The sequence below is a fragment of the Kangiella sp. genome (assembly GCF_014762745.1).
Lineage (GTDB): Bacteria > Pseudomonadota > Gammaproteobacteria > Enterobacterales > Kangiellaceae > Kangiella.
This window is the reverse complement of the sequence record NZ_JABURJ010000122.1, coordinates 78,358-85,295: the sequence shown is the minus strand read 5'-3', so window position 1 is coordinate 85,295 and position 6,938 is coordinate 78,358. Positions and strand designations below refer to the sequence as shown.

Genomic DNA, 6,938 nt, shown 5'->3' with positions numbered 1-6,938 from the left:
GAACAGTTAATTCCTATCGATGGGGGAAGGAATTGTATGAAAAATACAGGGTTAATCCATAAAAGCTCTCCAATGACACGCTTATCTCAGATTGCAGCCGGTGTTGCTCTAGCTGTGTCAGCTGCTGGCAGTCAGGCGGTGAATTGGGACACAGAAAATTACGATGTTAGCTTTGATACCACGCTATCTGTTGGTGTCGGTGTTCGCGTTGAAGACCGTGACCGCAATTTAGTCGGTAAATCTAATCTTTATGAACTAGAAACTGGCCAGCCAATTTCTACTTTATATGGCAGTGGCACAGTACCTGCTGGCGCCTGGTCTAATAACTCCGATGACGGCAATTTAAACTTTGATCAAGGCGATTTTTTCTCGCAAGTGATTAAAGGTGTGCATGAACTGGATGTTCGCCACAAAGATGGCGATCAGGGCTTATTCGCTCGTGGCCTTTGGTACTACGACCGTATTTTGATGGATACCGAGCTTCCTTTCCGAGATTTGGACAGCTACCCAGCAGGTGGCTATGGCGGTGATCGTAATACAGCTAGAACTGAACAGGGTTATGATGCACGCATGCTGGACATGTATATCTGGAAGACTTGGGAATTCGATAACTATAACGTCATGCAGGTTCGTCTTGGTGAGCAGGTTGTTAGCTGGGGTGAAAGTACCTTTATTCAGCACAGCTTGTCGGAAGCTAACCCTGTTGATTTACGAGTTCTAAGAAATCCGGGTGCTGAGCTTAAAGAAGCCTTTATCCCAACCAGCATGATCTGGACCTCCTTCGATTTAAATGAAAGCTGGAATATGGAAGCTTTCTATCAGTTTGAGTTCGAGGAAGTGAAGTTTGATGAACCGGGTACATTTTTCTCAACCCGTGACTTCCTGGGCCTTAAGGGTTATGAGGTACATTTAGGTTTTGCTCAGTACAGCGAAGGTACGCCTGGTACGGTTGCACTGCGTGAAGCCAGTCGTTTCGCAGACGATGAAGGTCAGTTCGGTGTAAAAGTTGGCTATTTCTCTGACTCTGGAACAGAGTTGGGTTTCTATTACATGAACTACCATAACCGTCGCCCAATCATCTCGGCGAACGCTGCTAATGCTCAGGGTGTGGTAACAGGTTTCCTTGAGTATCCAGAAGATATTCAGATGTATGGCTTAAGTTTTAACACTGCGACTGACAGCGGCCTGTCTGTTGCCGGTGAGATTTCTTACCGTGTTGATGAGCCATTACAGGTAGATGACGTTGAGCTGTTATTCGCAACTCTTGAGCCAATTGGTCAAATCCCTGTCGGAACCAGTCAGGTTGCCAGCGGTGTTGGCCTAGGTGAAGAAATCTCTGGTTATCGTTTGCTGGATACCGTACAGGCGCAGATGACTATTACATCATTACTGGGTCCGGTTTTCGGCTCTGACCAGACTGCTTTCTTAATCGAAGTTGGTGCCAACCAGATTATCGACATGCCAAGCCAGGATGAACTTCGCTTTGAGTCAGAAGGTACATTCCGCACAGGCAATCCAGACCGAGCCGTTGACTACAATGGCAATGGCACAATTGAAGGTTTGTTTGCACTAGATCCATCAGGTACTTCTCCCTGTGGCTTCACTCACCCTATAACCAATCAAAGGGTACGCACTGAGTGTGAAGGCATGACTGAGAATGGTTTTGCTGATGAGTTCTCATGGGGTTACCGCATGGCTATGCGTTGGGATTACAACAATGTATTCAGTGGCTGGAATATGTCACCACGCATCGTATTCCAGCATGATGTAAGCGGTAACACGCCTGCACCTATTTCGAACTTCCTGGAAGGTCGTAAGTCATTATCAGCGGGCGTCAGTTTAAGTACCCTCAGTGCCTGGAAATGGGACTTTGCATATAACAGCTACTTCGGTGGTGGTTCTGCAAACTTGATCTCAGATAGAGATCACGTCTCTCTAGCATTAAGTTATTCGTTTTAATAAAAGGGTTGTATAAGATATGGCTAAAATGATGAATAAATGGTTATTGGCAGGTGCAGTCGTTTCGGCATTATGTTCGAGCGTAGCATCCGCTAAAGTTTCAGCAGACAAGGCTGCGCAATTAGGCGGAGATGTCTATACACCCATGGGTTCCATTCGCGCAGGCAATGAAGATGGGTCCATCCCAGCCTGGACTGGTGGGATCACAGAAGACCTGATTCCAGAGGGTTATCAGGAAGGTGATCATCATCCAGATCCATTTGCTGATGATGAAATTCAATTTACGATTGATGCATCGAACTATCAGCAATACGCTGATAATTTAACGGAAGGGCAGATTGCTTTATTCAAAGCCTACCCTGACCGTTTCAAGATGCACATCTATCCTACCCGTCGTAGTGCCTCTTATCCTCAGCACGTTCTGGACGCGATTAAAGCAAACGCTACTCGCGCTGAATTGATCCAGGAAGGTAATGGTATCAAAGGTGCTGCAATAGGTGTTCCGTTCCCGTTTCCCGAAAATGGTGTTCAGTTAATCTGGAACTCGCTTACCCGCTATCGTGGCGTTTCTGTTGAGCGCGAAGTTGGACAGGCGGCTCCATTGCCAGATGGTGGCTATGTATTGGTTAAGCTGAAGGATGAGCTTCACCATATCTACAATGAGCCAGACATGACTCCAGAAAAACTGGAAGAAGGTAATGTTTTGTTCTTATTCCGTCAAAACGTAACTGCTCCGGCACGTCTGGCAGGTACTGCATTATTGGTTCATGAAACAATGGATCAGGTTAAAGAGCCGCGCAAAGCATGGACCTATAACACAGGTCAACGTCGTGTTCGCCGTGCTCCTAACGTTGCTTACGATGCACCGGGTACTGCTTCGGATGGTCTACGTACCACTGATGACTTTGATATGTTTAATGGTGCGCCAGATCGCTATGACTGGACCATTAAGGGCAAAAAAGAGATCTATATTCCATACAACACCTATAAGTTGCATTCAGATGAAGTAACTTATGATCAAATCATCCAACCTGGCGTGATTAATTCTGACCTGGTTCGTTATGAAAAACATCGTGTATGGGTATTGGAAGCTAATTTGAAAGAAGATACGCGTCATCAATACAGTAAGCGAGTTTTCTATATTGATGAAGACAGCTGGCAGATTGCTGCTGAAGAAATGTATGACGAGCGTGGTGAGTTATGGCGTGTAGCTATGGCTTATCTAATCAATTACTACGACGTACCAACTTTATGGTCAACTCTTGAAGCATATTACGATCTACCATCAGGTCGTTACTTGGTCATCGGTCTGGATAACCAGGAAACCATGTATAACTTCAAAGTTGAGTTTAGTGATTCTCATTTCACTCCTTCAGCATTACGTCGCGCAGGCATACGCTAGTTAGACAATGCAAGCGGCCGTTTCTTCGGCCGCTTTTTTTACACTTTAATAATAACCAGAGAATACTGTTCTGTATGAAAGCAATCATTAAGTATGCATTCCCTTTGGTGCTGTTATGCAGCGGAATGTTGGTTTCCCTTGACGCGAAAGCCGAGCCTGCTTTAATCGCTGATAAAGCTGCTAAGTCATTACTATTGGACGTGGAAAAATTAGAGTCTGGCCGCCTGATAACTGTCGGTGAGCGAGGCCATATTTTAATATCGGATGATAATGGTATCGAATGGCGTCAGGTTCCAGTACCTACCCGTGAACAACTAACAGCGGTAAGTTTCCTGGATGATGAGCGTGGTATAGCGGTTGGCTTCAGCCAGACAATTCTGATGACAAATGATGGTGGTGAAAGTTGGCAATTAGCGCATCAGGAAGAATCCTTTGAGCAACCTGCGATATTTGATGTTCAATTTATAACAAGTGATTTGATAGTTGCAGTTGGTTCTTATGGTTTATACCTGGAGTCTAGCGATGGTGGTGACACCTGGGAAAACAGAGAAGTTGAAGGTTTGGCTGATTACTATGGTTATTTCAGTCACTTTTACTCGATTAAAAAAGTCAGTGATGACTACTGGGTTATGACTGGTGAGAAGTTTATTGATGGTGTTGATGAAGATGGTTTTGAAACCAGTTCAGCGTTAGCAGCCGAAACACGTGATGGTGGTGAAACCTGGCAGAAGCTGGAAACACCATACGACGGCTCCTTCTTTGGAATCCAGGTGGATGATAATGGTTACCTCTACGTCTATGGATTGAGAGGCAACCTCTACATATCTAAAGATCAGGGCCAGTCGTGGCAGGGCCAATTCCTGAGTACTGCATCAGGCTTTCATGATATGGCAATCCTCGATGAGAATCGCTGGGTGTTGGTCGGAACCGGTGGTGTTCTGGTTTATAAAACACTGACATCGACAGATATTAAGAAACGGAAAGACTTAAAAGGCCGTACAGCTGTTGTGGCGGTAGATGAAGAAACTTTAATTGTTGTGGGAGAGGGCGGCGTTGAACGCTTAAGCCTTACTCAACAGTAGTTCGCCATAGATTCGTTAAAGGTTATACAGAATGACAAAGAACAAATTAGAAACATTAGTCTCGAAAGTCTTTTTCTCCAAGCGAATGCTGTGGATTAGCTTATTTGCAGTTTTTACAGCGATCATGGCGTATTTCGTTACACAGCTTCGCGTTGATGCCAGTTTCGAAAAGAATATCCCACTTAAGCATGAATACATGCAAACCTATATCGAATATCAGGATGAGTTTGGTGGAGCAAACAGAGTGCTGGTGGCGCTCGAAGATAAAAGTGGCGACATATTTAATGAGACTTTCTTTGAAGCATTGAATGAGACAACTGGGCGCGTCTCTGGTATTGCCGGAGTTAATCAGCCACAAGTCGAATCATTATTTACACCAAATACACGTTATATTGAAGCCAGTGAGCAAGGCCTTGAAGGTGGTCCAGTTATTCCTGCACGCTTTGATGGTTCGGAACGAGCGCTTAACCAAGTACGTGAAAACATATTAAAAGCAGGTATTGTCGGTCGATTAGTTTCGAACGAGTTTGAGTCGGCGATGGTCTCAGCTCAATTGCTGTCGGAATATAATCCTACAGATGATCAGGTTACCGGCGAAAACGGTGACCAAATGGTGCAAACTGACTTTGTTCGGGTGGCCCATGATTTAGAGCAGATCCGCACCGATATTGAGGCGAAATATCCGGATGTTGAAGTGCATATTATTGGTTTCTCGAAGATGATTGGCGATGTCAGTGATGCTGCTGGTGGTGTAATCGTGTTCTTCCTGATTGCTCTTGTGATTACCGCACTGCTGGTTTACTGGTATTCACGCTCGATAAAGTTAACGCTTCTGCCGATTCTGACTTCAATTATTGCGGTAGTCTGGCAGTTAGGTCTGTTGACTGCTCTAGGCTACGGCATAGATCCAATGTCAATTCTGGTACCATTCCTGATTTTTGCCATTGGTGTCAGTCATGGCGTGCAGATGATCAACGGTGTCCAGCACAATGTTGCACACGGTATGAAAACCTACAACGCTGCCATTGCTGCTTGTGCCGCCTTGATCGTTCCCGGTGGTATTGCGCTGATCAGTGACACCGTCGGCTTCCTTACCCTGCAGCTGATTGAAATTGATATCATTCGCGAGTTGGCAATTACCGCCAGTATTGGTGTAGCAGTTTTGATTCTGACCAATCTGTTGCTATTGCCATTATTGCTTTCATACACCCACTTCTCAGACAAGTTTGTACAAGGCGTGCGTGAGCGTGAGCATGCCCGCGAAAAATGGTGGAAGAAGATTGCTGGGTTCGCTCGCAAGCCTGTTTCAACCATAGTAATCGTGGTAGGTCTTTTGTTAGGTCTTATTGGCTACTGGCAATCGCTCAATATGAAAGTCGGTGACTTACAGGCCGGGGCACCAACCTTAAGACAGGATTCGACCTATAACCTGGACAATAAGTACATTACTGATACTTACGCGATTGGCACAGATGTGATTTATGTTCTGGCTAAAACCAAGACGGATGGCTGTACCTACTATGACATCATGAATAACATTGATCAGTTCCAGTGGGAAATGAACAATGTGAAAGGAGTACAGTCCACCATCAGTTTGCCTCAGGTTGCGAAGGTCGTGAATGGGATGCTTAGTGAAGGCAACCTGAAATGGAAAATGTTGCCAAAGGATGAAGCCGTTCTGGTGCAGTCCATCAGTCGTGTCGAAACCAGCACAGGATTACTAAACTCTGACTGTAGCGTGATGCCAGTAATGATCTTCCTTGATGACCATAAAGCTGAAACTATTGAGCGACTGGTTTCAGCGGTTAAAGACTTCAGATCGAATAAAGCACATGAAGAAGTAGAGTATTTGCTGGCAACTGGACCAGTTGGTGTGATGGCCGCTACTAATGAGGCCGTTTCAGAAGCGCAAATCCCAATGATGATCTGGGTATATCTGGCTGTGACCTTGCTTTGCCTGATCAGCTTCCGCTCAGTGCGCGGTACCATCTGTGTGATATTGCCGTTAGTGGTGGTGTCTTTCCTTGCACAGGCGCTGATGACCTGGCTGCAAATTGGTCTGACGGTGGCAACTTTGCCGGTAATTGCACTGGGTGTGGGTATCGGTGTTGACTATGGTATCTACATCTTCTCCAGAATGGTTGGCTTTATCCGCTCAGGCATGAGTGTGGCAGATGCTTACTTCGAAACCTTGAAGCTCACCGGTAATGCGGTTCTGTTCACAGGCTTAACCCTGGCGATTGGTGTTAGCACCTGGTTGATGTCTGATCTACAGTTCCAGGCGGACATGGGTATCATGCTAACCTTTATGTTCCTGGTGAACATGCTGGGCGCAATTATTCTATTACCTGCGTTAGCGGCTCTTCTCTATCGCCGTTAATAAAAATAGTAAAAGCACTAACAGCGCGTACCAGTTAGAAATAATGGCATCTAAAGTGAAATTTAGGTGCCATTTTGCTTTCAAATGGCCTAGAATTGACACAATTTATTTTTGA

Annotated in this window: 4 protein-coding genes; all 4 read left to right on the top strand. The window is 45.3% G+C overall.

The window, feature by feature from the left end; all coding sequences use genetic code 11:
- Nucleotides 1-36 precede the first annotated feature (36 nt).
- Entirely contained in the window at nt 37-1,959 is a 1,923-nt protein-coding gene (locus tag HUJ19_RS11075; RefSeq protein ID WP_290624260.1) for a DUF1302 domain-containing protein, read from the top strand.
- Nucleotides 1,960-1,987: 28 nt separating this feature from the next.
- Nucleotides 1,988-3,361 carry a DUF1329 domain-containing protein gene (locus HUJ19_RS11070; protein ID WP_367274008.1) on the top strand — a complete coding sequence of 458 codons (1,374 nt, stop codon included), beginning with the start codon at nt 1,988-1,990 and terminating at the stop codon, nt 3,359-3,361.
- A 74-nt stretch (nt 3,362-3,435) separates the two neighbouring features.
- Nucleotides 3,436-4,443, top strand: a complete 1,008-nt coding sequence (locus tag HUJ19_RS11065) for a YCF48-related protein (RefSeq protein ID WP_290624258.1) — start codon at nt 3,436-3,438, stop codon at nt 4,441-4,443.
- A gap of 31 nt (nt 4,444-4,474) precedes the next feature.
- Nucleotides 4,475-6,823, top strand: coding sequence for an MMPL family transporter (locus HUJ19_RS11060; protein ID WP_290624257.1), 2,349 nt, complete (start codon nt 4,475-4,477; stop codon nt 6,821-6,823).
- Nucleotides 6,824-6,938: the final 115 nt, after the last annotated feature.